26 protein-coding genes are annotated in these 25,674 nt (G+C 61.9%); 6 read left to right on the forward strand and 20 right to left on the reverse strand.

The window, feature by feature from the left end; genetic code table 11:
• Window positions 1-162: 162 nt before the first annotated feature.
• Complete coding sequence (locus ACIPQ1_RS00190; RefSeq protein ID WP_186705257.1) at window positions 163-477, reverse strand: helix-turn-helix domain-containing protein; 315 nt, start codon at window positions 475-477, stop codon at window positions 163-165.
• A gap of 337 nt (window positions 478-814) precedes the next feature.
• Between ACIPQ1_RS00190 and ACIPQ1_RS00195 the strand changes: the two genes are divergently transcribed.
• On the forward strand, window positions 815-2,563 hold the full coding sequence (locus ACIPQ1_RS00195; RefSeq protein WP_446533348.1) for a putative bifunctional diguanylate cyclase/phosphodiesterase: 1,749 nt from the start codon (window positions 815-817) through the stop codon (window positions 2,561-2,563).
• Here ACIPQ1_RS00195 and ACIPQ1_RS00200 read toward each other — a convergent pair.
• Complete coding sequence (locus ACIPQ1_RS00200; RefSeq protein WP_250962668.1) at window positions 2,509-3,279, reverse strand: substrate-binding periplasmic protein; 771 nt, start codon at window positions 3,277-3,279, stop codon at window positions 2,509-2,511. The two genes, ACIPQ1_RS00195 and ACIPQ1_RS00200, sit on opposite strands and share 55 nt — an antisense overlap.
• A gap of 132 nt (window positions 3,280-3,411) precedes the next feature.
• On the opposite strand from ACIPQ1_RS00200, the gene dnaX reads away from it, so the two are divergent.
• From dnaX to recR, 4 genes are all read left to right on the forward strand, one after another.
• Window positions 3,412-5,487 (forward strand): DNA polymerase III subunit gamma/tau, encoded by a 2,076-nt coding sequence (dnaX, locus tag ACIPQ1_RS00205; protein ID WP_250962669.1) that lies wholly within the window; start codon window positions 3,412-3,414, stop codon window positions 5,485-5,487.
• A gap of 64 nt (window positions 5,488-5,551) precedes the next feature.
• Complete coding sequence (locus ACIPQ1_RS00210) at window positions 5,552-5,890, forward strand: YbaB/EbfC family nucleoid-associated protein (RefSeq protein WP_003183512.1); 339 nt, start codon at window positions 5,552-5,554, stop codon at window positions 5,888-5,890.
• Between the two features lie 287 nt (window positions 5,891-6,177).
• Window positions 6,178-7,206: an NADP-dependent oxidoreductase gene (locus tag ACIPQ1_RS00215; protein WP_411386926.1), complete on the forward strand. Its 1,029-nt coding sequence runs from the start codon at window positions 6,178-6,180 to the stop codon at window positions 7,204-7,206.
• Window positions 7,207-7,272: 66 nt separating this feature from the next.
• Window positions 7,273-7,875 (forward strand): recombination mediator RecR, encoded by a 603-nt coding sequence (gene recR / locus ACIPQ1_RS00220; RefSeq protein ID WP_003183510.1) that lies wholly within the window; start codon window positions 7,273-7,275, stop codon window positions 7,873-7,875.
• Between the two features lie 127 nt (window positions 7,876-8,002).
• Here the strand turns inward: recR and ACIPQ1_RS00225 are convergent, their stop codons facing one another.
• The 18 genes from ACIPQ1_RS00225 to ccoN (ACIPQ1_RS00310) all read right to left on the reverse strand — a co-directional run bounded on the left by ACIPQ1_RS00225 (window position 8,003) and on the right by ccoN (ACIPQ1_RS00310) (window position 24,819).
• Window positions 8,003-8,551 carry an adenine phosphoribosyltransferase gene (locus ACIPQ1_RS00225; protein ID WP_003183509.1) on the reverse strand — a complete coding sequence of 183 codons (549 nt, stop codon included), beginning with the start codon at window positions 8,549-8,551 and terminating at the stop codon, window positions 8,003-8,005.
• Between the two features lie 76 nt (window positions 8,552-8,627).
• Complete coding sequence (gene fnr / locus ACIPQ1_RS00230; RefSeq protein WP_053120659.1) at window positions 8,628-9,362, reverse strand: fumarate/nitrate reduction transcriptional regulator Fnr; 735 nt, start codon at window positions 9,360-9,362, stop codon at window positions 8,628-8,630.
• A gap of 94 nt (window positions 9,363-9,456) precedes the next feature.
• The gene (hemN, locus tag ACIPQ1_RS00235) at window positions 9,457-10,839 is read right to left on the reverse strand and encodes an oxygen-independent coproporphyrinogen III oxidase (protein WP_411386927.1); all 1,383 of its coding nucleotides are present in this window, start codon (window positions 10,837-10,839) and stop codon (window positions 9,457-9,459) included.
• A gap of 271 nt (window positions 10,840-11,110) precedes the next feature.
• A complete protein-coding gene (locus tag ACIPQ1_RS00240) occupies window positions 11,111-11,794 on the reverse strand; it encodes a sulfite exporter TauE/SafE family protein (protein WP_446533349.1) in 684 nt (227 codons plus the stop codon).
• The gene (gene ccoS, locus ACIPQ1_RS00245; protein ID WP_003183505.1) at window positions 11,787-12,005 is read right to left on the reverse strand and encodes a cbb3-type cytochrome oxidase assembly protein CcoS; all 219 of its coding nucleotides are present in this window, start codon (window positions 12,003-12,005) and stop codon (window positions 11,787-11,789) included. Before ccoS ends, ACIPQ1_RS00240 begins: the two co-directional genes overlap by 8 nt.
• A gap of 24 nt (window positions 12,006-12,029) precedes the next feature.
• Entirely contained in the window at window positions 12,030-14,480 is a 2,451-nt protein-coding gene (locus tag ACIPQ1_RS00250; RefSeq protein WP_446533350.1) for a heavy metal translocating P-type ATPase, read from the reverse strand.
• Between the two features lie 196 nt (window positions 14,481-14,676).
• A complete protein-coding gene (locus ACIPQ1_RS00255; RefSeq protein ID WP_411386929.1) occupies window positions 14,677-15,216 on the reverse strand; it encodes a FixH family protein in 540 nt (179 codons plus the stop codon).
• A gap of 11 nt (window positions 15,217-15,227) precedes the next feature.
• Window positions 15,228-16,643 carry a cytochrome c oxidase accessory protein CcoG gene (ccoG, locus tag ACIPQ1_RS00260; RefSeq protein WP_446533351.1) on the reverse strand — a complete coding sequence of 472 codons (1,416 nt, stop codon included), beginning with the start codon at window positions 16,641-16,643 and terminating at the stop codon, window positions 15,228-15,230.
• 449 nt (window positions 16,644-17,092) lie between these two features.
• A complete protein-coding gene (locus ACIPQ1_RS00265) occupies window positions 17,093-17,509 on the reverse strand; it encodes a type II toxin-antitoxin system VapC family toxin (RefSeq protein ID WP_250962679.1) in 417 nt (138 codons plus the stop codon).
• A complete protein-coding gene (locus ACIPQ1_RS00270) occupies window positions 17,510-17,764 on the reverse strand; it encodes a type II toxin-antitoxin system Phd/YefM family antitoxin (protein ID WP_250962680.1) in 255 nt (84 codons plus the stop codon).
• Window positions 17,765-17,916: 152 nt separating this feature from the next.
• Window positions 17,917-18,900, reverse strand: coding sequence for a cytochrome-c oxidase, cbb3-type subunit III (gene ccoP, locus ACIPQ1_RS00275; protein WP_186705245.1), 984 nt, complete (start codon window positions 18,898-18,900; stop codon window positions 17,917-17,919).
• Window positions 18,897-19,082 carry a CcoQ/FixQ family Cbb3-type cytochrome c oxidase assembly chaperone gene (locus tag ACIPQ1_RS00280; protein WP_003183474.1) on the reverse strand — a complete coding sequence of 62 codons (186 nt, stop codon included), beginning with the start codon at window positions 19,080-19,082 and terminating at the stop codon, window positions 18,897-18,899. Before ACIPQ1_RS00280 ends, ccoP (ACIPQ1_RS00275) begins: the two co-directional genes overlap by 4 nt.
• Window positions 19,083-19,087: 5 nt before the next feature.
• Window positions 19,088-19,696: a cytochrome-c oxidase, cbb3-type subunit II gene (gene ccoO / locus ACIPQ1_RS00285; protein ID WP_072407855.1), complete on the reverse strand. Its 609-nt coding sequence runs from the start codon at window positions 19,694-19,696 to the stop codon at window positions 19,088-19,090.
• Window positions 19,696-21,138, reverse strand: coding sequence for a cytochrome-c oxidase, cbb3-type subunit I (gene ccoN / locus ACIPQ1_RS00290; RefSeq protein ID WP_053120682.1), 1,443 nt, complete (start codon window positions 21,136-21,138; stop codon window positions 19,696-19,698). Before ccoN (ACIPQ1_RS00290) ends, ccoO (ACIPQ1_RS00285) begins: the two co-directional genes overlap by 1 nt.
• Before the next feature lie 481 nt (window positions 21,139-21,619).
• Window positions 21,620-22,573 (reverse strand): cytochrome-c oxidase, cbb3-type subunit III, encoded by a 954-nt coding sequence (gene ccoP, locus ACIPQ1_RS00295; RefSeq protein WP_411386932.1) that lies wholly within the window; start codon window positions 22,571-22,573, stop codon window positions 21,620-21,622.
• The gene (locus ACIPQ1_RS00300; protein WP_186705243.1) at window positions 22,570-22,770 is read right to left on the reverse strand and encodes a cbb3-type cytochrome oxidase subunit 3; all 201 of its coding nucleotides are present in this window, start codon (window positions 22,768-22,770) and stop codon (window positions 22,570-22,572) included. The genes ccoP (ACIPQ1_RS00295) and ACIPQ1_RS00300 overlap by 4 nt, the downstream gene beginning before the upstream one ends.
• A 5-nt stretch (window positions 22,771-22,775) precedes the next feature.
• Window positions 22,776-23,384 carry a cytochrome-c oxidase, cbb3-type subunit II gene (gene ccoO, locus ACIPQ1_RS00305; protein WP_053120686.1) on the reverse strand — a complete coding sequence of 203 codons (609 nt, stop codon included), beginning with the start codon at window positions 23,382-23,384 and terminating at the stop codon, window positions 22,776-22,778.
• A gap of 10 nt (window positions 23,385-23,394) precedes the next feature.
• Window positions 23,395-24,819: a cytochrome-c oxidase, cbb3-type subunit I gene (gene ccoN / locus ACIPQ1_RS00310; RefSeq protein ID WP_411386934.1), complete on the reverse strand. Its 1,425-nt coding sequence runs from the start codon at window positions 24,817-24,819 to the stop codon at window positions 23,395-23,397.
• Window positions 24,820-24,915: 96 nt separating this feature from the next.
• Here ccoN (ACIPQ1_RS00310) and ACIPQ1_RS00315 point away from each other — a divergent pair, with 96 nt between their 5' ends.
• A complete protein-coding gene (locus ACIPQ1_RS00315) occupies window positions 24,916-25,608 on the forward strand; it encodes an alpha/beta family hydrolase (protein WP_446533352.1) in 693 nt (230 codons plus the stop codon).
• Window positions 25,609-25,674: the final 66 nt, after the last annotated feature.

A 25,674-nucleotide genomic window follows, 5' to 3' on the forward strand; every position in this document is an offset into this window, starting at 1 on the left:
TTCGTTCGCAAGGTTTGCCAAATTCAAAATTTCTTTTTGTTTCACTGATCGATACTGATCGGTGCTTTCTGCTGTCCAGGTTTTTGCTGGACAGGGCAAGTGAGTGTCAAAGAGAAGCCTGGCCTGTCTCGCATCGACAGGCCAGGCTTCTCTTCCATTGCATCAAGGCTTGGACAAGGCCTGGTCGACCGCCGCAATCAGCTTTCCAAGATCCTTCGGGGTGGCTTTGTGTATGACACCGAACAGGTACGCCCGCTGTTCGTCTTCATCGGTCATGTCGGCAAAAAAAGCCTTCAGTTGCACATCCAGCACATTGGCAAGCAGGAACAAGGCTTCGACGCTGGGGGTGTAGGTGCCGGTTTCGAAGCGGCTGATGGTTTTAGGGTCAAAACCGGTTTTTTCGCCAAGTTCAGCCTGAGTAAGCCCCGCTACTTTGCGGTAGCGTCTGATGGCCGGACCCAAACTTGAAATTTGCATCGCTTAATTCCCATTTAGAATCAAGAACTTAACGATAGATTTTCGCATTAGGCAACCGCGTGATCCATCACCTTGCTTTGCAAAGTGTGATGTGTTTCGTAGAATCGGCCTTTGGCACGGGTATTTGGTGACCCGCTTTGCGAAGCCGAGGGGTGTGCAAAGACCGGGCCTTGTGTTTCTTGCCACGATACAAGGCAAGGGCTGAGCCCTCCCTGGGCGCCGCCAGGGCCCGCGCTCCAGCTTCCTCAAAGTGTTTGAGCCTAGTTGATTTTCGCCTGTCTTGAAGGCGGTGCAACCGCGCGCGACAAATGAGCCTGACTCATGGATGACTGCTTCGATGGATAAGAAGTACCGCAGGGCCGTTGACGCCGCCGCGATTTTTTCCGAGACCGATCTGAGCGGGCGCATCACTTACGTCAACGATCAATTTTGCAGCCTTTTTGGTTACCGGCGCGATGAGTTGCTGGGCGCGAACCATCGCCTACTCAATTCCGCTCAGCACCCCGGCGAGTTCTTCAGCGCCATGTGGCGCACCATTACCTTGGGGCAGGTCTGGAAAGGGGAAATCTGCAACCGGGCCAAGGACGGCACGCTGCATTGGGTCGACACCACCCTGGTGCCGGTGATCGACGATGAAACCGGGCAAATCGAGCGCTACCTGGCGATTCGCTTCGACGTCAGTGAAAAGCGTCGCTTGCTGCATTCGCTGCAATGGCGGGTCGGTCACGATGTGCTGACCGGACTGCCCAATCGAACTTATCTGTCGGACCTGCTGGATCAGGCCCTGGAATTTTCCCGCACGGAGAACCTGCCCCTGGCGGTGTGCATGCTCGATCTCGATGGTTTCAAGGCCGTCAACGACGGCTATGGCCATGCCAGCGGTGATCGGCTGCTGGTGGAGGTTGCCAGGCGCCTGCGCAGCATCGTGCGTGGCGAGGACGTGGTGGCGCGGCTGGGCGGGGACGAGTTCGTACTGGTGCTGCGCCATGTGCGTGGAATGGAGGAGTTGCATGCCGCGTTGAACCGGGTGTTGATCGCCGTCTCCATGCCGTATGGCATTGATGGCAAGGACATCAAGGTCTTCGCCAGTATTGGCGTCACGCTGTTCCCGTGGGACAACGAAGACGCCGAGACCCTGCTGCGTCACGCCGACCAGGCGATGTATGTGGTCAAGCAAAGCGGGCGCAATCGTTTTCACCTGTTCGATGTGTCCCGGGACAAGGAGGTACGGGCCACTTACCAGACCGTCGAGCGGGTCCGCCAGGCACTGGCCGATAACGAGCTGCGGCTGCATTTCCAGCCCAAGGTCAACATGCGCCATGGCACCGTGGTCGGCCTGGAGGCGTTGCTGCGCTGGAAGCATCCGCAACGTGGCCTGGTGCCGCCTCGGGAGTTCCTGCCCTTGGTGGAGGAGACTGACCTGATCGTCGAGATCGGCGAGTGGGTCATGGAACAGGTCTTGACCCAGCTGCAGCAATGGCAGCAAGTGGGGCAAGGCTGGCCGGTGAGCATCAATATCTCGGCACGGCATTTCCAGCGGGCGGATTTTGTCGAGCGGCTGCGGCAGGTGTTGGAGCGGCACCCGGCGGTGCCGCCACGGCTGTTGGACCTGCAGATTGTCGAGTCCGTCGCCGTGGAGAACCTGGCCCACGTCAGCGCCTGCCTCCAGGCATGCCAGGCGCTGGGCGTGGGTTTTTCCCTGGGTGGTTTTGGCACGGGCTACTGCTCGCTCAACGACCTCAAGCACCTGCGCACGCAAACCATCAAGATCGACAAGACCTTTGTCCGCGACATCCTTGATGACCGCGACGACCTGGCGCTGACTGAAGCGGTGATCGGCCTGGCCCGGGCCTTTGGTCGCGAGGTGGTCGCCGAGGGGCTGGACAGCCTGGAGCACGGCCAACTGCTGCTGAGCCTGGGCTGCGAGGTGGCACAAGGTTATTTCATCGCCCGGCCCATGCCGCCCGAACAGATACCCGACTGGGTTCAGGGGTTCATTCCGCCGTCCCAATGGCAACAGCGGCCCGGCGATCAGGGCGAAGGCACCTCGCTCCTGCCCCGCGATGTTTCACTGCGGCCGGTGTAAAGCTGGATGATCGCGTCGATTTCCCCGGACGTTTTCATGTTCAGCAATGTCCTCAGAATGCGTTGTGCGGGAATGTCCGGATCGTTGCGCACGTAACAGCTCAACTGCTGTTCCTGCAGGACAGTCACCTCATGGAGCTGGCGATCAGCGGCATGCCGTTGATTGAACCAGTCCAGCGCCCATTGGTTGGTGACCCCATAGCGATAACGCCCGGCCAGCAGTTTCGCCAGCACTTGTTCCTGGCTACGGGCATCGTCGCGGTGCAGTTGACCGGTGTCGAACAAGGGTTGCAGGGTCGGGTAGCTATAGCCGAGCACGGTGCCGATGGCTTGGTGCGAAAGCGTTGCTGGCGTGACCGTCGCCGGTGCGCTGGTCGGGGCGACGAGCAGGTCGCGCTGGAAAAACAACGGGATGCTCCACAGATAATCGCCATTGTCCTTCACCCAGTCAGGGCTGACATAGCAACGTATATCGATTTCGCCGTGTTTCATGGCAGCGTCGAGCCGGGCGCGGGACAGGACGTGGAATTGCGCCGGCCTTCCCACTTGGGTCGCCAGGCTGGTCATGATATCGGGAAGGATGCCCTGGATCGGGCGGCCTCGTTCGATCTGTACCATGGGCATTGCCCAGCCGTCGGTAATGGCGAAACGCAAAGGGACTTCTTCGGCGAAACAACCGGTACCCAACAACAGCAAAGCCCCCATGGCTGAGCGCATAAACTCTCCCTGACTGTGTAAAACCGCGTCGACAACCCAAGCTTAGCCAGATTAGACGAGCACACCGGATGCAATTTCGCCCCTGCTCCGCTAGCATTAGCCGCTTATGTTCCTTCGTTGCGACGGTTTTCGATGAGTTATCAGGTTCTTGCACGTAAATGGCGTCCGCGCTCGTTCCGCGAAATGGTCGGCCAGACCCATGTGCTCAAGGCTCTGATCAATGCCTTGGACAGCCAGCGGTTGCACCATGCCTACCTGTTCACCGGGACCCGGGGCGTGGGCAAGACCACCATCGCGCGGATCATCGCCAAGTGCCTGAACTGTGAAACCGGCATCACCTCGACGCCTTGCGGCGAGTGTTCGGTCTGCCGGGAAATCGATGAGGGCCGCTTCGTCGACCTGATCGAGATCGACGCCGCCAGCCGCACCAAGGTCGAGGACACCCGCGAACTGCTCGACAACGTGCAGTACGCGCCGAGCCGTGGGCGCTTCAAGGTCTACCTGATCGACGAAGTGCACATGCTCTCCAGCCATTCCTTCAATGCGCTGCTCAAGACCCTTGAAGAACCGCCGCCCTACGTCAAGTTCATCCTGGCGACCACCGATCCGCAGAAACTTCCTGCAACGATTCTGTCGCGGTGCTTGCAGTTCTCCCTGAAGAACATGACGCCGGAAAGGGTGGTCGAGCACCTGACCCACGTATTGGGTGTCGAGAACGTCCCGTTCGAAGACGATGCGCTGTGGCTGCTGGGCCGCGCCGCCGATGGTTCGATGCGTGACGCCATGAGCCTGACTGACCAGGCCATTGCCTTCGGTGAAGGCAAGGTCATGGCCGCCGATGTCCGGGCCATGCTCGGCACCCTCGACCATGGCCAGGTCTATGACGTCTTGCATGCGCTGATCGAAGGCGATGCCAAGGCGCTGCTCGAGGCGGTGCGTCACCTGGCCGAGCAGGGCCCGGACTGGAATGGCGTGCTCTCGGAAATCCTCAACGTGCTGCACCGTGTCGCCATCGCCCAGGCCCTGCCTGAAGGCGTCGACAACGGCCACGGCGACCGTGACCGCGTATTGGCCCTGGCCCAGGCGCTGCCGGCCGAAGACGTGCAGTTCTATTACCAGATGGGCTTGATCGGCCGGCGCGATCTGCCCCTGGCGCCGGATCCGCGCGGCGGCTTCGAAATGGTCCTGTTGCGAATGCTGGCGTTCCGGCCAGCCGACACGGCGGATGCGCCGAGGCAAGCGCTAAAGCCAGTGGGGATCAGCCAAGCCACAGCTGATTCCGCCAAGCCAGTGGCTGCCGCGCCTGTCGTTGCGCCGGCAGTGGCTTCGGCTCCGGCCGCGGTGGTGCCTGTCGCCCAGCCGATGCCGGCGCCTGTTGTCGCGACGCCTGAGCCGGAACCCGAACCGGTCGTCGAGGCGCTGCCCGAGCCCGTTGTTGAAGAAGTCATCGACCTGCCTTGGAATGACCCGGTCGAGCCGGAAGTTGTCCAGCAGCCGGTCGTCGAGCCCGTATTGGAAACCGTTGCCGAGCAGCCTGAGTTGCCGCCAATGCCGCTGCCAACGCCCGACAGCGTGGTGCCCGATGCGCCAGAGTGGGTGGCCGCGCCGGTGCCCGAGCCGACGGTGGCCGATGTCGATGTCGCCACGCCGGGCATCGACCTGGACGACGAGCCGCCGCTGGACGAGGACTACATCGAGCCGGACATGGATTCGGCCTATAGCTATCTGGATGACCTGGCCAGCGAGCACGCCGCTGAACCGGCCCCGGAGCCCGAGCCCGAACCGGCGGCGATGCCAGCCACAGGCCTGGCCCTGCAATGGCTGGAACTGTTCCCTAAATTGCCGATCAGCGGCATGACCGGCAGCATCGCCGCCAACTGCACGCTGATGGCGGTGGAAGGCGACCACTGGCTGCTGCACCTGGATCCGGCACACAGTGCACTGTTCAACGCGACCCAGCAGCGTCGCCTCAACGATGCGCTGAACCAGTACCACCAGCGTAACCTGACGTTGACCATCGAGCTGATCAAGCCCGAGCAGGAGACCCCGGCCCAGGCCGCGTCCCGCCGTCGTGCCGACCGTCAGCGCGAAGCCGAGGAGTCGATCCACGGCGATCCATTCATCCAGCAGATGATGCAACAGTTCGGCGCCGTGGTCCGTCACGATACTATCGAACCTGTCGAGGCCCCGGTCACCCAGGGCTCATAACTGAAGGCGCCGGGCCGAACGGGCCGGGTGCGTTGTTTATCCAAGTACTTTCGAGGTGATTCCCATGATGAAAGGTGGCATGGCCGGCCTGATGAAGCAGGCACAGCAGATGCAGGAAAAGATGGCCAAGATGCAGGAAGAACTGGCCAACGCCGAAGTCACCGGCAAGTCCGGCGGCGACATGGTGACCGTGGTCATGACCGGTCGCCATGACATCAAGCGCGTCAGCATCGACCCAAGCGTGGTCGAAGGCCTGAGCGAAGACGACAAGGAAATGCTCGAAGCCCTGTTCGCCGCCGCCGTCAATGACGCGGTGCGCAAGATCGAAGCCAACAGCCAGGACAAGATGTCCGGCATGACGGCAGGCATGCAATTGCCGCCGGGCATGAAACTGCCGTTCTGATTCGCCATCCCGGTCGGGATGGGCTACACACAATGCCAGGCATCGCGCCTGGCATTTTTGTTTCTGGTCCAAATACTTCGGTGGATGTCAGGCCGCTATCGCGAGCAAGCTCGCTCCCACAGGGTTCATGAGTGAGCACAAATCTTGTATTCACCACAGTCCACTGTGGGAGCGAGCTTGCTCGCGATGCGGTCACTGCGGTCCAACCGAACAAACATCGAACGCCGCCCCCTCGGCAATGGTCTGCTTCCTATACGTGTCCGCTCAACGAACAAGGAGACGCCTCCATGTCATCGATTTCCAACCAGCGCATTGTCCTGGCCTCCCGTCCCCAAGGTGCGCCCACCCCTGAAAATTTTCGTCTTGAACATGTGACACTGCCGGATCTGGCAGAGGGACAGATCCTGCTCAAGACGTTGTTCCTGTCCTTGGACCCCTACATGCGCGGGCGCATGAGTGATGCGCCTTCCTACGCTGCTCCGGTGGAAATCGATGAGGTGATGACCGGCGGCGCTGTCAGCCGCGTGGAGCGTTCGACGCACCCGAAATTCCATGAGGGCGATTTGGTGGTTGGCGCTACGGGTTGGCAAACCCACAGCATCAGTGACGGGCGCAACGTGATGCCCATTCCTTCCGGGCTACCCAGTCCGTCGATGGCCCTGGGGGTGTTGGGCATGCCGGGCCTGACCGCCTACATGGGGCTGATGGACATTGGCCAGCCCAAGGCCGGGGAAACCCTGGTGGTCGCGGCAGCCTCGGGTGCCGTGGGCTCGGTGGTCGGCCAGGTGGCAAAAATCAAGGGCCTGCGGGTGGTCGGCGTCGCGGGCGGCAGCGAGAAATGCGAGTACGTGGTCGACGAGCTGGGCTTTGATGCCTGTGTCGATCACAAGAGCGCCAATTTTGCCGAGGAATTGGCGCGGGCCTGTGACAAGGGCATCGACATTTATTACGAAAACGTCGGCGGCAAGGTCTTCGATGCCGTCGTGCCGTTGCTCAACGCCAAGGCACGAATCCCGCTTTGTGGCCTGATCGCGTCCTATAACGATCATCAGGCGCCGAGTGGTCCGGATCGTTTGCCGCAACTGCAGCGCACCTTGCTGACCAAGCGCGTGCGGATCCAGGGGTTTATTGTGTTTGACGACTACGGTGACCGTCAGCCGGAGTTCGTCAGTGCCATGGCGCCTTGGGTGCGCGATGGCAAGGTCAAGTTCCGCGAGGACGTGGTCGACGGCCTGGAAAATGCGCCACAGGCGTTTATCGGCCTGTTGGAAGGGCGCAACTTCGGCAAGTTGGTGGTGCGGGTCGCGCAGGATTGAGTATTTGACGCTAATCGGAGGCGCGGGTATAAACCGCGTCTCGTTGTTATGTCGGACATTTCCTCCATGAGCTTCAGCCCTTTGATTCGCCAACTGATCGATGCCCTGCGAACGTTGCCGGGTGTAGGTCAGAAAACTGCCCAGCGCATGGCGTTGCAATTGCTTGAGCGTGATCGCAGTGGCGGTTCACGCTTGGCCCAGGCCCTGAGCCAGGCCATGGAGGGCGTAGGGCATTGCCGTTTATGCCGCACCCTCACCGAAGACGACCTCTGCCCGCAATGTGCCGACCCGCGTCGCGACGACAGCCTGCTCTGCGTGGTGGAGGGGCCGATGGATGTGTATGCGGTGGAGCAGACCGGTTTCCGTGGCCGTTATTTCGTGCTCAAGGGCCATTTGTCTCCGCTCGATGGCTTGGGGCCTGAAGCCATTGGCATCCCACAGTTGATCGCGCGGATCGAAGAGGCGGGCACGTTCACGGAAGTCATCCTCGCCACGAATCCGACGGTCGAAGGCGAAGCCACCGCCCACTACATCGCCCAATTGCTGAGCAACAAAGGCTTGGTCGCCTCCCGTATCGCCCACGGCGTGCCGCTGGGTGGGGAGCTGGAATTGGTGGACGGCGGGACGCTGGCGCATTCGTTTGCGGGGCGTAAGCCGATCGCGTTGTAACAGCCACAACATATAACCCCTGTGGGAGCGAGCTTGCTCGCGATAACAGTGTGTCAGCCAGCATAGATATTGGCTGATCCATCGCTATCGCGAGCAAGCTCGCTCCCACAGGAGGCTTACTCGACCATTATTTCTCGCTAAGGGAAAACTGCGTCAGGCAGAACGTCGGGATCCCCATGTCTTCCAGACGCTGGGAGCCGAGCAGTTCCGGCAGGTCAATGATCGCCGCGGCTTCGTGGACTTTGGCGCCCATTCGGCGGATCAGGTTGGCGGCGGCGATCAGCGTGCCGCCGGTGGCGATCAGGTCATCGAACATCACCACTGAATCACCTTCGCACAGGCTGTCGGCGTGCACTTCAAGGAAGGCTTCACCGTATTCGGTCTGGTAACCCTCGGCCAGCACGTCGGCCGGCAGCTTGCCTTGTTTGCGGAACAACACCAGTGGCTTGTTCAACTGATAGGCCAGGATCGAGCCGATCAGGAAGCCGCGAGCATCCATTGCGCCAATGTGAGTGAACTCAGCCTCGACATAGCGGTGGGCAAAGCTGTCCATGACCAGGCGCAGGGCGGTCGGGGATTGGAACAGTGGGGTAATGTCGCGAAAGATCACGCCGGGCTTGGGGAAGTCGATCACGGGGCGGATCAGGGATTTGATGTCGAAGGAGTCAAAGACCATCGTCGAGGTGTCCTGGCAGGGCTGCAAACGCGGCAGTATAGCGCGGCGAGGCCAATCCCTCAGCCGCGCAGGTTCATCAGCCGTCGATCGAGCCGCCAGCCAGGGCGCAGAGCTGGATCGGGTCGAGAATGTGAATTTCCTTGCCTTCGGCGGCAATCAGCTCGTTCTGCTGGAAACGCGTGAATACCCGGGACACGGTTTCCACCGCCAGGCCCAGGTAGTTGCCGATTTCGTTGCGCGACATGCTCAGGCGGAACTGGTTGGCCGAGAACCCGCGGGCGCGGAAGCGTGCCGAGAGGTTGACCAGGAACGTGGCGATCCGCTCGTCGGCGGTTTTTTTCGAGAGCAGCAACATCATCTGCTGATCGTCACGGATTTCCCGGCTCATGACTCGCATCAACTGGCGACGCAGTTGCGGCAGCTGTATGGCCAGCTCGTCCAGGCGATCGAAGGGGATTTCGCACACCGAGGTGGTTTCCAGCGCCTGGGCCGAGACCGGATGGGTCTCGGTGTCCATGCCCGACAGGCCCACCAGTTCGCTGGGCAAGTGGAAACCGGTGAGCTGTTCTTCGCCGCCGTCGCTCAAGTTGAAGGTTTTCAAGGCGCCCGAGCGCACGGCATAGACGGAATCGAACGCGTCGCCCTGGCGAAACAGGAATTCACCTTTTTTCAACGGGCGGCCTCGTTTGACGATGTCGTCCAGCGCGTCCATGTCCTCCAGATTCAACGAAAGTGGAAGGCAGAGGGGGGCCAGGCTGCAATCCTTGCAATGGGCCTGGTTGTGGGCGCGCAGTTTGACTGGCTCGGACATTTCTTAAATCCTTGTGGGAAATCACACATAAGGCGTAAGGGTACCCCAGAGCAGACGCTCCGGCCAGTGCGGTTGACTCGTCAAATTGTCGCGCTCAAATGACCCGGGAGAAACGTTGGCGATTGTGCTGTTCCAAATAGGCATCGAACACCATGCACACGGATCGCACCAGCAGGCGCCCAGCAGGTAATACCCGGATGTGGGTGTCATCCAACTCGATCAGCCCATCCTCGGCCATGGCCTGCAATTGCGGCCACAGCGGCGCGAAGTAACCGCGAAAATCGACATTGAAACGGTGCTCTATGTCCGCGAACGCCAGGTGGAAATGGCAGATCAATTGCTGGATCACCGCACGTCGCAACCGATCGTCGGCCGTGCAGGTCAGTCCTCGACTGGTTGCCAGTTGCCCGTCGGCGAGGGTGTTCTGGTAATGGTTCAGGTCACTGCTGTTCTGGCAGTACAGGTCGCCGATCTGGCTGATGGCGGACACGCCGAGGCCGATCAGGTCGCAATGGCCATGGGTGGTGTAGCCCTGGAAATTGCGCTGCAACGTGGCCTCTTCCTGAGCGATGGCCAGCTCGTCGTCGGGCAGGGCGAAGTGGTCCATGCCGACGTAGCGGTAGCCGGCGGCGGTCAACTGTTCGATGGTGCCTTGCAGCATCGCCAGCTTCTGCTCCGGGTTTGGCAAGTCCTGGCTGTTGATGCGCCGCTGCGGCATGAAGCGTTCCGGCAGGTGGGCGTAGTTGAACACCGAGAGGCGGTCCGGTTGCAAGTGGATCACTTCTTCGACGGTGCGGGCGAAATTGTCCGGAGTCTGCTTGGGCAGCCCGTAGATCAGGTCGATGTTGATCGAACGGAACTGCAAGGTCCGGGCAGCCTCGACCACCGCGCGGGTTTCTTCCAGGCTTTGCAGGCGATTGACGGCGCGTTGCACGGCCGGGTCCAGGTCTTGCAGGCCGATGCTGACCCGATTGAAACCCAGTTCACGCAACAAGCCCATGGTCGACCAATCGGCTTCCCGGGGATCGATCTCGATGCTGTAGTCGCCGGAATCGTCGTCCAGCAGGTTCAGGTGCTTGCGCAACGAGGCCATCAATTGCCGCAGTTCGTCATGGCTGAGGAACGTCGGGGTGCCGCCGCCAAAGTGCAATTGTTCGACGCGCTGGGTCGGGTCCAGGTGGCAGCCGATCAGCTGGACTTCCTGTTCCAGGCGTTGGAGGTAGGCGTGGGCGCGGCCCCGGTCCTTGGTAATGACCTTGTTGCAGGCGCAGTAGTAGCAAATGTTTGCGCAGAACGGTACGTGCACATACAGCGACAGCGGCCGCCGGGCCTTGCGGCTGTCACGCAGGGCATGGAGCAGGTCGAAGGTGCCCACCTGGCCGCCGAACTGCGCCGCAGTCGGGTATGAGGTGTAGCGTGGTCCCGCCAGGTCGTAGCGGCGGATCAGGTCTGAGTCCCAACGGATGGCGTCGAGCATGCGGGTGTTCCCCGGATAGGCTGGCATGGGGCGAGTCTAGGGGGCTGTGGGCGAGGCTGTTTTGATTTGCGTCAACGGCGCATCGGAGCTGTCGATGATGTTAGTCCAGACAACTCAAAAACCGTGGCGAGGGAGCTTGCTCCCGCTCGGCTGCGCAGCAGTCGCAATATCAGCTAATGCGTTCTACCTGAGGAGTGTTGGGGCCTGCTTCGCAGGCCAGCGGGAGCAAGCTCCCTCGCCACAGGGTTTTGAGTTGTCTGGACTGACATCATCAATGCCCCATGAGCCAATGCTGATGCGGCCCCGGCAGTGTCCAGAGGCCAAAGACCATCACCAACAACCCGCCGGTCATCCGCACGCTGCGTTTGCGCAACAGGGCAGTGATGCGCTCGGCGGCCAGGCCGGTGGCGAGCAGCACCGGCCAGGTGCCCAGGCCGAAGGCAAGCATCAGCAAGGCACTGTCCAAGGCATTGCCCTGGCTGGCGGACCAGAGCAGGGTGCTGTAGACCAACCCGCACGGCAGCCAGCCCCACAGGGCGCCGAGCAGCAAGGCCCGGGGCAGGCTCGACACCGGCAGCAAGCGGTTGGCGACGGGTTGGATGTGCCGCCACAAGCCACGCCCCACGCTTTCGATGCGGGTCAGGCCGCTCCACCAGCCCGCCAGGTACAGGCCCATGGCGATCAACAGCAAGCCGGCGAGCACCCGCATGATCATCGCGGCCGGGCTGTTGGACACGGCCCATCCCGCCAGGCCGATCAGCAGCCCAGCGGTGGCGTAGCTCAGGATCCGCCCCAGGTTGTACGCCAGCAGTAACCGAAAGCGCCGACTGCGCTGTTCCTTGGGGATCGCCAGGGTGAGGGCGCCCATCAGGCCACCGCACATGCCCAGGCAATGGCCGCCACCGAGCAGGCCAAGAATGACCGCCGATACCAGCAATGGCGTCAGGTCAAGCATGGGGCGGGGCCTTGTCGTCCGGCTTGCGGGCCTCGCCACTGGCTTCGTCCACCGCTGCCTTGTGGTTCGGGTCCTGGTCGTCGAACAGAATGCTGTGGGCCGGGCCGTCGAGATCGTCGTACTGGCCGCTGTCCACGGCCCAGAAAAAAATGTACACGGCGATGGCCACGATCAGCAGCGCGGCCGGAATCATCACGTAGAGAGCTGGCATGTCGGAACTCCATGTCCGCGCGGCTCAGGCCGGCAGCGGACGGGTATCGGGCGTGGCGGCGAACACCTGCGCCTTCGGTTGGCGGGTCAGCCTCAAGGCATTCAACACCACGGTCAACGAACTGATGGACATGCCGACCGCGGCCCACACCGGCGTAATCCAGCCGAGGGCGGCGAACGGCAACATGAGGCCATTGTACAGCCCTGCCCACATCAGGTTCTCGACGATCACCCGGCGCGTGCGTCGGGCCAGGCTGAAGGCGTGGACCAGGGCCTCGAGGCGGTTGGACAGCAGCACGGCGTCGGCACTGGTCTTGGCCAGGTCGGTGGCCGAGCCCATGGCGACACTGATGTCCGCCGCCGCCAGGACCAGCACATCGTTCACGCCATCGCCGAGCATCAACACCTTGCGGCCTTGTTGGTGTAGCTGCTGCAACACCGCCAGCTTGTCATCCGGGCGCAGGCCGCCGCGGGCCTCATCGATGCCCAGCTCGGCCGCGACACTGGCGACCATCGGTGAGCTGTCGCCCGACAGCAGCAGCGTTCGCCAGCCTCGTGCCTTGCAGGCCGCCAACAGGGCCGGGGCATCGACGCGCAAGCGGTCATCGAGGACGAACCAGGCCAGCGGCCCGATCTCATCGCCCAGCAACAGCCATTGCCCGGCTTCGTCCGGCATCTGCGGTACGGGAGCGTCACTCAGCTCGCAGACAAAACCGGGCTGGCCGATGCGCAGGCGCTGTTCCGCCACCTGGCCTTCCAGCCCCAGCCCCGGGGTGCTGTGCACCTGCTCGGCGGCCAACGGCGCGCGGCCAAACGCCCGGGCGATGGGGTGTTCCGAGCGGTTTTCCAAGGCCGCGGCCAAGCCCAGGCACTGATCGCTGTCGAGGCCCGCCAGTGGCCGAATGGCGCGCAAGGCCAAGCGGCCTTCGGTGAGGGTGCCGGTCTTGTCGAAAATCACCGTGTCGATCTGGTTCAGGCCCTCCAGCACATGGCCGCGCGTCAGCAGCAGGCCAAGTTTGTGCAAGGTGCCGGTGGCCGCAGTCAGGGCGGTCGGCGTGGCGAGGGACAACGCGCAGGGGCAGGTAGCGACCAGCATCGCCAGGACGATCCAAAAGGCCCGCGAGGCGTCCAGTTGCCACCACAGCAAGCCGATGGCCGCAGCCGCGACCAGGGAGAACAACAGGAACCATTGGGCGGCGCGATCGGCGATTTCCGCCAGTGGCGGTTTTTCGGCCTGGGCCCGCTCCAGCAGACGCACGATGGCCGACAGCCGGGTGTCTTGCCCGAGGGCCAGCACTTCGACGGTCAAGGCGCCTTCGACATTCAGCGTGCCCGCGGTGACCGCATCGCCCACTTGCCGAGGCTGTGGCAGGTATTCACCGGTCAGCAGCGATTCGTCGATGCTGGATTGACCCTCAAGGATCTTGCCATCGGCCGGCAGGACCGCCCCGGGATGTACCAGCACCCGGTCGCCGGTGCGCAATTCGTTGAGCAGGATACGTTCGCTCTGGCCGTCATCCGCCAGGCGCAGGCACGAGGCCGGCAACAGATTGACCAGCTGGGCGGTGGCGGCCGCCGTGCGCTCCCGGGCCCGGCGCTCCAGGTAACGGCCGGCCAGCAGGAACAGGGCGAACATGCCCACGGCATCGAAGTACAACTCGCCGACGCCGGTGATCGATGTCCAGATACCTGCTATGTAGGCGCTGCCGATGGCCAGGGACACCGAAACGTCCATGGTCAGGTGGCGGGTGCGCAGGTCGCGCATGGCACCTTTGAAGAACGGCGCACAGCTGTAGAAGACGATGGGCGTGGTGAGAAACAGGGCGACCCAGCGCAGGATGGTGTGCATCTCCGGGCTCAGGTCGATGTTGAATTCCGGCCAGGTGGCCATGGTCGCCATCATCGCCTGGAACCACAACAGGCCGGCCACGCCCAATTGGCGCAGGGCCAGGCGGTTTTGTGCGGCGAGTTGTTCACAGGCCTGGTCGGCCTGGTACGGGTGCGCTACGTAGCCGATCTGGCGCAATTCGGCGAGCAGCGTGCTCAGCGGCAATTGGGCATCGGCCCAGCGCACATGCAGGCGATGGTTGGACAGGTTCAACCGCGCCTCGGCCACGGCCGGCAGGCTGCGCAGCTGTTTTTCGATCAACCAGCCGCAGGCGGCGCAACTGATGCCTTCCATCAACAGGGTGGTTTCGGCCAGTTCGCCTTCATGGCGCACGAATGATTGCTGTACGTCAGGGCGATCGTACAGCGCCAGTTCATCGGTCAACTGGACGGGCAAGGTTTCAGGATTGGCCGATGCTTCACTGCGATGCTGGTAATAACTTTCCAGGCCGCCGGCGACAATGGCTTCGGCCACCGCCTGGCAGCCCGGGCAGCACAGCTCGCGGGTTTCACCGAGGACAACGGCGGTGAAGCGACTGCCGGGGGGAACGGGCAGGGCGCAGTGGTAGCAGGGCTGTGGAGTGGTCATGGGTATCGCATGAAGGCCTTTGTGGAAGGAGCTTGCTACAAGTGAGGGCGCTTTTTGTGGCGAGGGAGCTTGCTCCCGCTGGCCTGCGTAGCAGGCCCAAAGCAGCCGACACGATGGAGCCTGATAGCGCCGGGACTCAGGCTTCAGGGCCGCTTCGCAGCCCAGCGGGAGCAAGCTCCCTCGCCACAACAGCAGCTTATTTTTTCAGGTCTTCAGCGCCTTGCAGCGGTTCATCGCCCAGCAGGATGGCCTGGTCGTGGTTGATCTGCTCTTCTTCGAACAGGCGCCAGGTCTTGTCGTGCTCCATCCCCAGCAATTCGACAAAGCGCCGGCCTTCGATCTTGTCCGTCAACTGGCCGACGTAGCGCCCCGGTTCACTGTCGTTGCGGGTCAGGACGATCTTGCGGTCCTTCTCCGGTTGGGTCGGCGAGATCAGGCTCAGTTCCAGGGTCTGGGGACGGCTGTCGCCGTTCAGGCGCAGGTTGACTTCGCCGGTCACGTCATCCAGTTGCACATTGGCATGCAGTTGCAGGGTCTGGGCCAGCAATTCGCGCTCCAGCGAGCGGTTGATGCCCTTGCCGGCTTCGTAATAGTTGTCATTGACCAAGTTGTCGGGGTTGTTCACCGCAATGGTCACCATCGTCAGGCTCAGTGTCACCGAACAGCTCAGGATCGCAATGATGATCCACGGCCAGAGGTGCTTGTACCAAGGGCTGGTGGCGGTTGCTGCAGGCATGTTCATTTCTCTCAACGAGTTTGTGGGCCGATGAACCGGCTCTTGGCTTCGACATGTACGCTTTCGTCATCGGCGTCCTTGAGGATGAACGTCACCTCGTTGGCGCTCGATGGCAGTTGTTCCGGTGCGCTGGACAGCTCGACCGGCTGGCTGTAGATCTCGCCGGCCGCGACCTTGATTTCCCGGCGACCTTGCAGCTTGAGGTCGGGCAGGCCAACGGCGTCCAGGACGTACGTATGGTCGCGTTGGTCTTTGTTCATGATCTTCAGGCTGTAGACGTTCTCGATCCGGCCTTCGGCGTTTTCACGGTACAGCACGCGATCCTTGCTGACATCGAACCCCACCAGCGAGCGCATGAAGAACGCCGCCGCCAGCAGGCTGATCATCGTCAGCAACACCAGCGCATAACCGATCAGGCGTGGGCGCAGTTTATTGGTTTTCTGCCCCGAGAGGTTGTGTTCGGTGGTGTAGCTGATCAGGCCGCGGGGATAATCCATTTTGTCCATGATGTTGTCGCAGGCGTCGATGCAGGCCGCGCAGCCGATGCACTCGACCTGCAGGCCGTCGCGGATGTCGATGCCGGTGGGGCAGACCTGGACGCACATGGTGCAGTCGATGCAGTCGCCAAGACCCAGGGCCTTGTAGTCCACGCCCTTCTTGCGCGGGCCACGGCTTTCACCACGACGCGGGTCGTAGGACACGATCAAGGTGTCCTTGTCGAACATCACGCTTTGGAAACGCGCGTAAGGGCACATATAGATGCACACCTGTTCACGCAGCCAGCCGGCGTTGCCGTAGGTGGCGAGAGTGAAGAAGCCGATCCAGAAATACGACCAGCCATCGGCCTGGCCGGTAAAGAACTCGAACACCAGTTCGCGGATCGGCGTGAAGTAACCGACGAAGGTCACACCGGTGACGAAACCGATCAGCAGCCACAGGCTGTGCTTGGCGAACTTGCGCAGGAATTTGTTGGCACCCATGGGCGCCTTGTCGAGCTTGATGCGCTGGTTGCGGTCACCTTCGGTGACTTTTTCGCACCACATGAAGATCCAGGTCCACACGCTTTGTGGACAGGTATAGCCGCACCACACCCGTCCGGCATAGACCGTGATGAAGAACAGGCCAAACGCGGCAATGATCAGCATCCCGGAAAGCAGGATGAAATCTTGGGGCCAGAACGTCGCCCCGAAAATGAAGAATTTGCGTTCCGGCAGGTTCCACCAGACGGCCTGATGGCCGCCCCAGTTCAACCAGACCGTACCGAAATACAGCAGGAACAGGAGCGCTCCGCCCACCATCCGCAGGTTGCGAAACAGGCCGGTGAAGGCGCGGGTGTAGATTTTTTCCCGAGAGGCATACAGGTCGACGCTTTTGTTAGCGTCCTTGGCAGGCGGGGTAACGTCATGTACCGGAATCTGGTTGCTCATCAATTGCATCCCACGGCAGTGGAAAAGTGCCGGGGCCAGTACGTGCCGACCTCGGTCAGAAAGGGTGTTGCAGTGGCGCAATGATACGCCTGTCGCTCTGGCTCAAGGGTGCGACCTTTGGTCGCGTTGGGCGTCTGGGTCGAATGGTGTAGCGGATGTAACAAGTCATGATCCAGATCAATTGACTATAGACAGTCGATGGCGTTGGAGAAAAACGAAAGGGAGCCGGACAGGCAAATTGGTAGGTTGGAAAACTCGCCGTCAGTGCAAGCAAATACTTCGATCAGGCATAAACCTGCGCTTTGTGGCGAGGGGATTTATCCCCGTTGGGCTGCGAAGCAGTCCTGAAGCCTGTCACCACGGTGTGTCAGATTGATGCGATCAGCCTTTTGGGGCTGCTTCGCAGCCCAGCGGGGATAAATCCCCTCGCCACAGGACCGCATGAAGTCTCAGGATGGATCTGACCAAGGATTGAGCACCGCCACGCCGCAGCTCTGGAAATCACTCACGTTGCGGGTCACCACGGTCAACCCATGGACCAGCGCGGTCGCGGCAATCAATGCATCACATTCATTGCTGCGGTCAGGCACATGCAGGCGAGCGCAGCGCAGCGCGACGGCACGGTCCACGGCCAGGATCCTGCCAGCAAAGGCCGGCAGCACATGATCATCCAGCCAGGCCCGCAAGCGGCTGCCTTGCGTCGGGTCCTTGCGTTCGAAGCGCAGCACGCCGGTTTCCAGTTCCAATACGGTAATCGCCGAAACGTACAGGCTGGGCGCGGGAACGCTGCGCGCCCAGGCCTGGACGTTCTTGTCTGCCTGGGATTTGCGCAGTTCGGAAATGACGTTGGTATCGAGTAGAAACATTCAGGACAGGTCCACCGAGCGAGGCGTGATGACGGCGCGCTCGGTCTCGAAGTCGATGTCCGGCGCATCGGGCATGACCAGCAGCTCGACAATGCTGGTGCCGAGGCCGGTCAGTTTCTGGTACTCCTCAATGCTTAGCAGCACATGGGCCGGCTTGCCACGGTCGGTGATGATCACCGGCCCTTCGCGGGTGGCTTTTTTGGCACCACTTGTGTCGTGGTTGAATTCACGGCTGGAGAGGGTGGTGATGGACATGGGCGTGCCCTCATGTTTAGTTCGAATGTAGACACGTTACTACTGGTATGGATAGGCCGCAAGCGCAACAGCTTTGCCCAGGTTTTTTCTGCTGTAACAAAAAGGCCCCGCCAATCGGATTGGCGGGGCCTTTCGTGTATCAGCGACTTGTCTTACTGGGCGTCAGCGGCCGGAGCCTTTTCGCCGTGAGACAGGCTGTAGACATAGGCCGCCAGCAGGTGGACCTTGTCGTTGCCTTGCAGGTCGGCCTGGGCCGGCATCTGGCCCTGGCGACCGTAGCGGATGGTCTGCTGCAGTTGAGCGAAGCTCGAACCGTAGATGAACCCCGCTGGATGCGTCAGGTCAGGTGCGCCCATGGCGGGCGTGCCCTTGCCGGCAGGACCGTGGCAGGCCACGCAGTTGGCCGCGAACAGTTTCTGGCCGTTGGCCGGATCGGCCTTGGCGCCTTCGGGCAGCTTGCGACCGTGCAGGCCGGTCACCAGGTAGGCGGCCACATCGGCCACGCCTTGTTCGCCCACCACGGCAGCCCAGCCCGGCATCACGGCGTGACGGCCACCCATGATGGTGGTCTTGATGGTTTCCGGCTCACCGCCCCAGCGCCAGTCGGCGTCGGTCAGGTTCGGGAAGCCGTAGGCACCCTTGGCGTCGGAACCGTGGCAAACCGAGCAGTTGGAGGCGAACAGGCGGCCACCCATCTTCAGGGCTTGCGGGTCCTTGGCGACTTCTTCGATCGGCATGGAGGCGAACTTGGCGAAGATCGGACCGAACTTGGCGTCCGAGCGCGCCATTTCCTTTTCCCACTCATGAACGCCTGTCCAGCCGGTCTGGCCGTTGGCGAAGGCGGTCTGCTTTTCGGTGTCCAGGTAGTTATAGCCTGGCAGCAGGCCTTTCCAGTTGCCCAGGCCAGGGTAGAGCACCAGGTAACCGAGGGCGAAAATGATGGTGCCCACGAACAGCATGAACCACCATTTCGGCAGCGGGTTGTCGTACTCCTCGATCCCGTCGAAGGAGTGGCCAACCGTCTCTTCGGTGGCTTCGCTGCGCTGGCCCTTGCGGGTCGACAGCAGCAGCCAGGTCAGGGCGAAGATCGTTCCCAGGCTGAGGACTGTGACGTACAGACTCCAGAATGTAGTCATTCTTTGTTACTCCTAGAAGCTTGCTCGACGTGCTTGATGGCTTCGGGATCATCCGCGAACGGCAGCAAGGTCGCGTCGTCAAACTCCGACTTGCGCTTGGGGCTGAATACCCACAGCGCCAGGCCGATGAAGGCCACCATCACGACGACGGTGCCCAGGCCACGAATCATCCCGATATCCATCTAAATCACCGTTTGCTTTTGATGATGGTGCCCAGGCCTTGCAGATAGGCCACCAGCGCGTCCATTTCAGTCTTGCCCTTGACGGCATCCCTGGCACCGGCGATGTCTTCATCGGTGTAAGGCACGCCCAAGGCACGCAGGACTTCCATTTTCTTGGCGGTGTCTTTGCCGTCGAGCTTGTTTTCTACGAGGAACGGGTAGGCCGGCATTTTCGACTCAGGCACCACGTTGCGCGGGTTGTACAAGTGCGCACGCTGCCAGTCGTCGGAGTAGCGGCCGCCAACGCGGGCCAGGTCCGGGCCGGTACGCTTGGAGCCCCACAGGAACGGGTGGTCCCAGACGCTTTCGCCGGCAACGGAGTAGTGGCCGTAGCGTTCGGTCTCGGCGCGGAACGGACGGATCATCTGCGAGTGGCAGCCGACACAGCCGTTGGCGATATAGATGTCACGACCTTCCAGTTCAAGGGCGGTACGCGGCTTCATGCCTTCGACCGGCTTGTTGGTCACGTCCTGGAAGAACAGCGGAACGATCTGGGTCAGGCCGCCGATGCTCACGGCGATGACCATGAAGAAGGCCAGCAGGCCGATATTCTTCTCTACTGCTTCGTGCTTCATCAGTGAGCTCCAACTACGGCGATCTTGGCGGCGGCTTCAGCTTCAGCCGGGTCAGAGGCACGAACGGTGCGGTACACGTTGTAGGCCATGAACAGCATGCCGCTGGCGAAGAACGCGCCGCCCAGGGCACGCACGATGAAGCCAGGGTGGCTGGCTTGCAGCGCTTCGACGAACGAATAGGTCAGGGTGCCGTCGTCGTTGATCGCACGCCACATCAGGCCTTGGGTGATGCCGTTGACCCACATCGAGGCGATGTAGAGCACGGTGCCGATGGTCGCGAGCCAGAAGTGCGCGTTGATCAGGCCGGTGCTGTGCATCTGCGCACGACCGAACAGTTTCGGGATCATGTGGTAGATGGCGCCGATGGAAATCATCGCAACCCAACCGAGTGCACCGGCGTGTACGTGGCCGATGGTCCAGTCGGTGTAGTGGCTCAGGGAGTTGACGGTCTTGATGGCCATCATCGGGCCTTCGAAGGTCGACATGCCGTAGAACGCCAGCGAGACGACCAGGAAGCGCAGGATCGGGTCGGTGCGCAATTTATGCCAGGCACCCGACAGGGTCATCATGCCGTTGATCATGCCGCCCCAGCTTGGCGCCAGCAGGATGATCGACATCGCCATGCCCAGGGATTGTGCCCAGTCTGGCAGTGCGGTGTAGTGCAGGTGGTGCGGGCCGGCCCAGATGTACAGGGTGATCAGCGCCCAGAAGTGGACGATGGACAGGCGATAGGAATAGATCGGACGCTCGGCCTGTTTCGGCACGAAGTAGTACATCATCCCCAAGAAGCCGGTGGTCAGGAAGAACCCCACGGCGTTGTGGCCGTACCACCACTGGATCATCGCGTCGGTCGCACCCGAGTAGGCCGAGTACGACTTGAAGAAGCTGACCGGCAGGGAGGCGTGGTTGACGATGTGCAGCATGGCGGTCACGACGATGAAGGCACCGTAGAACCAGTTACCGACGTAGATGTGCTTGGTCTTGCGCTTGACGATGGTGCCGAAGAACACCAAACCGTAGGTCACCCAGACGATCGCCAGCAGAATAGCCAGGGGCCATTCCAGTTCCGCGTATTCCTTGGTGGTGGTGAAACCCATTGGCAAGGTCACGATCGCGCCGACGATCACCGCTTGCCAACCCCAGAAGGTGAAGGCGGCGAGGCTGTCGGAAATCAGTCGCGTTTGGCAGGTTCGCTGCACGACGTAGTAAGAAGTGGCAAACAACGCACAACCACCGAAGGCGAAGATCACCAGGTTGGTGTGCAGCGGGCGCAGGCGTCCAAATGTCGTCCATGGCAGATCGAAGTTCAACTCCGGCCAGACCAGTTGCGAGGCGATGAAGACACCGAGCCCCATGCCAAGGATCCCCCAGACCACCGTCATGATGGCGAACTGGCGGACTACCTTATAGTTATAAGCAGTCGGACTGATTGCTGTGCTCATTCTAAGGTTCCACGGTTTGGGTGTTTTATTAGGATAAAAATCGGTCGCAAGTATGGAGAAAGCGGGGGGTCATTGCAACGCGCCATGACCTGGGTCAATGCTTTCCAAAGCTGATTCTGCGGCCTTTCCATGTTCGGTGTAGGGACAAAATTGGCCCTCGGCAAAATGTCGCAACGAAGGAAAGAGGCGAGGGGGTCAGGTCGGTTGTAACGGGGTGTGTTCGAACACGGCGTTCGGGTGATGCCAGGCAACTGTCGCAACAGCCGGTATTCACCTGCCTTTGCGGCCTTTTTGTCGAACGATTGTCGAACGCATCGGGTCGGATCGACCTGAAACCGGCAGTCGCCAGCGCACGCAAAGGCAAGCTTAGACCTGATTCAGGGGAACCGAAAGAAAGACCATGGGAGGGTGCGACAATGAGTCGCGCAGGGGCACGGAACAGCCGCATCCAGATGAATGCGGCTGTTCGTGTGGTCAGGATTTATTCGCTTTTGTGTTCCGCTTGCAGGCGCTCGGTGCCGACACCCTGGGACAGGCTGTAGACGTAAGCCGCGAGCAGTTGCACCTTGTCATTGCCCAGCAACTCATTCTGTGCCGGCATGTGGCCTTGGCGTCCGTGGCGAATGGTCTGCTGCAACTGGGTCAGGCTGGTGCCGTAGATGAAGCCGGCCGGTTGCGTCAGGTTCGGCGCCCCCATGGCTTCGGTGCCCTGGCCGTTGGCGCCGTGGCAGGCAACGCAGGTGGTGTTGAAGGCCTGCTGGCCGGCTTGCAGGTCGGCACCGCTGTCCGCCGGCAAAGGCAGGCCGGCCAGGTCGTGGCGAACATAGGCGGCCACGTTCTTGACCCCGGACTCCCCCAGCACTTCGCCCCAGGCCGGCATCGCCGCCATGCGCCCGCCCATGATGGTCGCCTTGATGGTCTCGGCGGCGCCGCCCCAGCGCCAGTTGCTGTCGGCCAGGTTCGGGAAGCCGAAGGCACCCTTGGCGTCCGAGCCGTGGCAGACCGAGCAGTTGGAGGCGAACAGGCGGCCACCCATCTTCAAGGCCTGTGGGTCCTTGGCGACTTCTTCCACGGGCATGGCAGCGAACTTGGCGAAGATCGGCCCGAACTTGGCGTCGGCCTTGGCCATTTCCTTTTCCCATTCATGGGCGCCGGTCCAGCCGTTCTCGTACCCGGGCAAGATGCCTTTCCAGTTGCCCAGGCCTGGGTAGAGAACCAGGTAACCGACGGAAAACACCAGGGTGCCGGCGAACAACAGGAACCACCACTGCGGCAGTGGGTTGTCGTATTCCTCGATGCCGTCGAAGCTGTGGCCCATGGTCTGGTCGACGCTGCCCTTGGTCTCGCCCTTGCGGGTGCCGATCAGCAGCCAGGTCAGGCCGATGAGGCTGCCGAGGGTCAGTACGCAGATCCACGTACTCCAGAAGGTGGTCATGGCCGGGTACTCCTTGTCGCAGGGTCTTGGGGGGTGAGGTCGGCGGGTGGCTCGTCGGCGAACGGCAGCAGGCGCGCCTGGGCGAACTCCGGTCCGCGCTTGCTGCTGAACACCCACAGGATCAGGCCGATGAAGGCGATGAACACCACGACGGTGCCCAGCCCACGGATCATTCCAGTGCTCATTTCAAAGAACATCAGGCTCACCTCTTGCTCTTGATGGCAGTGCCGAGCACTTGCAGGTAGGCCACCAGCGCGTCCATTTCGGTCTTGCCCTTGAGCGAGGCCACGCTGCCTGCGATGTCGTCGTCGGTGTACGGCACGCCGAGGGTGCGCATGGCGCGCAGCTTGCCTTCGGTGTGGCTGCTGTCCACTGCCTGGGCCACCAGCCAGGGGTAGGCCGGCATTTTCGACTCCGGCACGACGTTGCGCGGGTTGTACAAGTGGGCGCGGTGCCAATCATCGGAGTAGCGCGCGCCGACCCGTGCCAGGTCCGGCCCGGTACGCTTGGAACCCCACAGGAATGGGTGATCCCAGACACTTTCGCCGGCGACGGAGTAGTGGCCGTAGCGCTCGGTCTCGGCGCGGAACGGACGGATCATCTGCGAGTGGCAGCCGACGCAGCCTTCACGGATGTAGATGTCGCGGCCTTCCAGTTGCAGGGCGGTGTAGGGCTTCATGCCGTCCACCGGCTTGTTGGTCACGTCCTGGAAGAACAGCGGCACGATCTGGGTCAGGCCGCCAATGCTCACGGCCAGGACCATCAGCAGCATCAGCAGGCCGACGTTTTTTTCGATTGTTTCGTGTTTCATGGCGGACTCCTCAGGCCATCTGCGCGGCAGCGGCGGCTTCGGCAGGCTGGTAGGCCCGCACGGTGCGCCAGGTGTTGTAGGCCATCAGCAGCATGCCGATGAGGAAGATCGCCCCGCCCGCCAACCGCACGACGAAGCCTGGGTGGCTGGCCACCAGGGTTTCGACGAAGGAATAGGTGAGCGTGCCGTCCTCGTTCACCGCCCGCCACATCAGGCCCTGGGCGATGCCGTTGACCCACATCGAGGCGATGTAGAGCACGGTGCCGATGGTCGCGAGCCAGAAGTGCGCGTTGATCAGGCCGATGCTGTGCATCTGTGGCCGGCCGAAGACTTTCGGGATCATGTGGTACAGCGCGCCGATGGAAATCATCGCCACCCAGCCGAGCGCGCCGGCATGCACGTGGCCGATGGTCCAGTCGGTGTAGTGGGAGAGGGCGTTGACGGTCTTGATCGCCATCATCGGACCTTCGAAGGTCGACATGCCGTAGAACGCCAGGGACACCACCAGGAACCGCAGGATCGGGTCGCTGCGCAACTTATGCCAGGCGCCGGAGAGGGTCATCATGCCGTTGATCATGCCGCCCCAGCTCGGTGCCAGCAGGATCAGCGACATCACCATGCCCAGGGACTGTGCCCAATCCGGCAGGGCGGTGTAGTGCAGGTGGTGCGGGCCGGCCCAGATGTACAGGGTGATCAGCGCCCAGAAGTGGACGATGGACAGGCGATAGGAATACACCGGGCGTTCGGCCTGCTTCGGCACGAAGTAATACATCATCCCCAGGAAGCCTGCAGTGAGGAAAAAGCCTACGGCGTTGTGCCCGTACCACCATTGCACCATCGCGTCCGTGGCCCCGGCGTACACCGAGTAGGACTTGGTCCAGCTCACCGGCAGTTCCAGGTTGTTGACGATGTGCAGGATCGCCACGGTCAGGATGAACCCGCCGAAGAACCAGTTACCGACATAGATGTGCTTGGTGTTGCGCTTGGCCACGGTGCCGAAGAACACGATGGCGTAGGCGACCCAGACGACGGTGATCAGGATGTCGATCGGCCATTCCAGCTCGGCGTACTCCTTGGAACTGGTGTAGCCCAGCGGCAGGCTGATGGCCGCCAGCAGGATCACCAGTTGCCAGCCCCAGAAGCAGAACGCGGCGATTTTCGGCGCAAACAGCTGGGTCTGGCAGGTGCGTTGCACCGAGTAGAACGAACTGGCAAACAACGCGCAGCCGCCGAAGGCGAAGATCACCGCGTTGGTGTGCAGCGGGCGCAGGCGGCCGAAGCTGGTCCAGGGCAAATCGAAGTTGAGCTGTGGCCAGACCAATTGGGCCGCGAGAAAAACCCCGAGCCCCATGCCGACGATGCCCCACACCACCGTCATAATGGCGAATTGGCGGACCACCTTGTAGTTGTAGGCGGTACTGATAGAAGTGTTCATGGTTCCCCATCCACGGTTCAGCCGAAGTGAGCGCCTGCGCAAGGCAGTGCGGCGTTCTTCGCCTGGAGTTATAGGCAGACTAAAAGCGAGGCAAGCATGGACAAACAGCACAAGGCCAGTATTGACGGGGATCAATGGGCGCGGTGCGTGGAGCAACATGGCTGGTTGTGGACGGCCGCGCGGCCCGGGGTGTGCGCCGAACCACCGACCCTGATCCTGGCCCACGGTGCCGGAGCGCCGATGGACAGCGGCTTCATGGAGGAAATGGCCGCACGCCTTGCCGCACAAGGCGTCAACGTGTTGCGCTTCGAGTTTCCCTACATGGCCCAGCGGCGTCAGGATGGCGGCAAGCGTCCACCGAACCCAGCGCCCAAGCTGCTCGAATGCTGGCGAGAGGTGTACGCCAAGGTGCGGCCTTATGTCGCTGGGCGGCTGGCCATTGGCGGCAAGTCCATGGGGGGGCGCATGGCGAGCCTGCTGGCCGATGAGCTGGGCGCCGATGCGCTGGTATGCCTGGGCTATCCCTTCTACGCGGTGGGCAAGCCGGAGAAACCGCGGGTCGAGCACTTGGCGGCATTGAAGACCCGCACCTTGATCGTCCAGGGCGAGCGGGATGCGTTGGGTAATCGGGAGGCGGTGCAGGGCTACGCCTTGTCACCGAGCATCGAGGTGTTGTGGTTGGTGGCGGGGGATCATGACCTCAAGCCGCTGAAGGTATCGGGGTTCAGTCATGAGCAGCATTTGGAGACGGCGGCGCGAGAAGTGGCCGGGTTCCTGTCTCGCGATTGATGTTGCCTGTCATGGCCTCGTCACGAGCAAGCTCGCTCCCACACGGGATTTGCGGCGTTCACAACA

This window comes from Pseudomonas sp. LARHCG127, assembly GCF_052871455.1.

Bases quoted from the DNA above. Each gene is read 5' to 3' on its own strand.
- ACIPQ1_RS00190 (WP_186705257.1), bottom strand. From the start codon at position 477: ATGCAAATTTCAAGTTTGGGTCCGGCCATCAGACGCTACCGCAAAGTA.
- ACIPQ1_RS00195 (WP_446533348.1), top strand. From the start codon at position 815: ATGGATAAGAAGTACCGCAGGGCCGTTGACGCCGCCGCGATTTTTTCC.
- ACIPQ1_RS00200 (WP_250962668.1), bottom strand. From the start codon at position 3,279: ATGCGCTCAGCCATGGGGGCTTTGCTGTTGTTGGGTACCGGTTGTTTC.
- dnaX (WP_250962669.1), top strand. From the start codon at position 3,412: ATGAGTTATCAGGTTCTTGCACGTAAATGGCGTCCGCGCTCGTTCCGC.
- ACIPQ1_RS00210 (WP_003183512.1), top strand. From the start codon at position 5,552: ATGATGAAAGGTGGCATGGCCGGCCTGATGAAGCAGGCACAGCAGATG.
- ACIPQ1_RS00215 (WP_411386926.1), top strand. From the start codon at position 6,178: ATGTCATCGATTTCCAACCAGCGCATTGTCCTGGCCTCCCGTCCCCAA.
- recR (WP_003183510.1), top strand. From the start codon at position 7,273: ATGAGCTTCAGCCCTTTGATTCGCCAACTGATCGATGCCCTGCGAACG.
- ACIPQ1_RS00225 (WP_003183509.1), bottom strand. From the start codon at position 8,551: ATGGTCTTTGACTCCTTCGACATCAAATCCCTGATCCGCCCCGTGATC.
- fnr (WP_053120659.1), bottom strand. From the start codon at position 9,362: ATGTCCGAGCCAGTCAAACTGCGCGCCCACAACCAGGCCCATTGCAAG.
- hemN (WP_411386927.1), bottom strand. From the start codon at position 10,839: ATGCTCGACGCCATCCGTTGGGACTCAGACCTGATCCGCCGCTACGAC.
- ACIPQ1_RS00240 (WP_446533349.1), bottom strand. From the start codon at position 11,794: ATGCTTGACCTGACGCCATTGCTGGTATCGGCGGTCATTCTTGGCCTG.
- ccoS (WP_003183505.1), bottom strand. From the start codon at position 12,005: ATGCCAGCTCTCTACGTGATGATTCCGGCCGCGCTGCTGATCGTGGCC.
- ACIPQ1_RS00250 (WP_446533350.1), bottom strand. From the start codon at position 14,480: ATGACCACTCCACAGCCCTGCTACCACTGCGCCCTGCCCGTTCCCCCC.
- ACIPQ1_RS00255 (WP_411386929.1), bottom strand. From the start codon at position 15,216: ATGCCTGCAGCAACCGCCACCAGCCCTTGGTACAAGCACCTCTGGCCG.
- ccoG (WP_446533351.1), bottom strand. From the start codon at position 16,643: ATGAGCAACCAGATTCCGGTACATGACGTTACCCCGCCTGCCAAGGAC.
- ACIPQ1_RS00265 (WP_250962679.1), bottom strand. From the start codon at position 17,509: ATGTTTCTACTCGATACCAACGTCATTTCCGAACTGCGCAAATCCCAG.
- ACIPQ1_RS00270 (WP_250962680.1), bottom strand. From the start codon at position 17,764: ATGTCCATCACCACCCTCTCCAGCCGTGAATTCAACCACGACACAAGT.
- ccoP (WP_186705245.1), bottom strand. From the start codon at position 18,900: ATGACTACATTCTGGAGTCTGTACGTCACAGTCCTCAGCCTGGGAACG.
- ACIPQ1_RS00280 (WP_003183474.1), bottom strand. From the start codon at position 19,082: ATGGATATCGGGATGATTCGTGGCCTGGGCACCGTCGTCGTGATGGTG.
- ccoO (WP_072407855.1), bottom strand. From the start codon at position 19,696: ATGAAGCACGAAGCAGTAGAGAAGAATATCGGCCTGCTGGCCTTCTTC.
- ccoN (WP_053120682.1), bottom strand. From the start codon at position 21,138: ATGAGCACAGCAATCAGTCCGACTGCTTATAACTATAAGGTAGTCCGC.
- ccoP (WP_411386932.1), bottom strand. From the start codon at position 22,573: ATGACCACCTTCTGGAGTACGTGGATCTGCGTACTGACCCTCGGCAGC.
- ACIPQ1_RS00300 (WP_186705243.1), bottom strand. From the start codon at position 22,770: ATGTTCTTTGAAATGAGCACTGGAATGATCCGTGGGCTGGGCACCGTC.
- ccoO (WP_053120686.1), bottom strand. From the start codon at position 23,384: ATGAAACACGAAACAATCGAAAAAAACGTCGGCCTGCTGATGCTGCTG.
- ccoN (WP_411386934.1), bottom strand. From the start codon at position 24,819: ATGAACACTTCTATCAGTACCGCCTACAACTACAAGGTGGTCCGCCAA.
- ACIPQ1_RS00315 (WP_446533352.1), top strand. From the start codon at position 24,916: ATGGACAAACAGCACAAGGCCAGTATTGACGGGGATCAATGGGCGCGG.